Below are 1,360 nucleotides of genomic sequence, written 5' to 3'. Positions count from 1 at the left end.
GCGTCCGACAATTGCTCGAAATTGCGCGGACTGGTCGGCGCGACCATGATGAAACCGTCATTGGTCTTGAGCGGCGTATAGAGCGGCCGCCGCGCGTCGCCGGGAAATTGCGCCTCCTGCGTCTCGAACACCAGCATGCCGACCATCGCTTCCAGCATCGACAGGTCGATATGCTGCCCCTGCCCCGTCCGCTCCCGTTGATAGAGCGCGGCCTGGATCGCGCCGAACGCATGGGTGCCGCCCAGCACGTCAGCGATGAAAATGCCGCTGGTCGCGGGCCGATCCGCCCCGTCCTGATAGCGCAGGTTCACCATGTCGAAACCGCTGGCCGCATGGATCACCGGCGCATAGGCCGGGAACAGCGCCTTCGGCCCGGTCTGGCCATAGCCGGAGATAGAGCAATAGATGAGCCGCGGATTGATCGCCGCCAGCGTCGCAAAGTCGAGGCCAAAGCGCGCCATGACGCCGGGCCGGAAATTCTCCACCAGCACGTCGCAAGTGGCGACCAGTTGCTTGATAAGGTCGATGATCTCAGGCGACTTGAGGTTGCAGGCGATGGACTGCTTGCCCGCGTTCAGATTGCCGAAATAGGCGCTATACCCGTCCCGCTTGGGCGGCCGCGCACGGACCTGATCGCCCTCAAGCGATTCCACCTTGATAACCTCCGCGCCCAAGTCTGCGAGCATCCGGGTGGCGAAAGGCCCGGCCATGACGCTGGTGAAATCCAGCACCCGCACGCCGTCCAGCGCACCCGCCATCTGTGTCTTGCCTTCACCTGCCATGCCGCACCCATCTGTCGAGCCATATGTTTAATGGTCCTACCTATTGCACGACGACGATGGCGCGGTCAATCAGCCCTTGGCGGCGGCCTTGCAAGCCCGACCAGTTGATGATCGATGCAACCCACCTGAAAGCACACCGGACGGCGGCAAGCCTGCTTAAAAAGGGGATGTTCCCCGACGTATCGGACGCACCAAAGGCGGCCTGAAATCCAAGCTACATGCCGTATGCGATGGCAAAGGCCGACCGCTCATCATGCTGCTCAGTGAAGGGCAGATGAGCGATTATAAGGGCGCTGCACTGATGATCGATGCCTTCCCGAAGGCAAAGGTCCTGCTGGGCGACAAGGGCTATGACGCCGACTGGTTCCGCGCGGCACTGGCCGACCGCAAGATCACGGCCTGCATCCCGTCAAAGGGGAACCGGAAAGTGCCCATTCCACACGACACGGCGCTCTATAAACAGCGGCACAAAGTCGAGAATATGTTCGGCAGGATCAAGGACTGGCAGCGCATCCACACGCGCTACGATCGTTGCGCCCATACCTTCATGTCCGCCATCTGCATCGCCGCGACCGTTA

General features: G+C 61.7%; 1 protein-coding gene and 1 pseudogene. One reads left to right on the top strand and one right to left on the bottom strand.

The genetic code is table 11. From position 1 onward, the window contains the following. Positions 1–782, bottom strand: a 782-nt coding sequence (locus IL54_RS02540) for a CaiB/BaiF CoA transferase family protein (protein WP_037472906.1), incomplete at its 3' end; no start/stop codon positions are given. 98 nt (positions 783–880) lie between these two features. On the opposite strand from IL54_RS02540, the pseudogene IL54_RS02535 reads away from it, so the two are divergent. Next, positions 881–1,360, top strand: a pseudogene (locus IL54_RS02535) (IS5 family transposase); the annotation flags it as partial.

Source organism: Sphingobium sp. ba1 (assembly GCF_000743655.1).
GTDB lineage: Bacteria > Pseudomonadota > Alphaproteobacteria > Sphingomonadales > Sphingomonadaceae > Sphingobium.
Note: the sequence above shows the minus strand (reverse complement) of the source record. Positions and strands in the feature narration are given on the sequence as shown.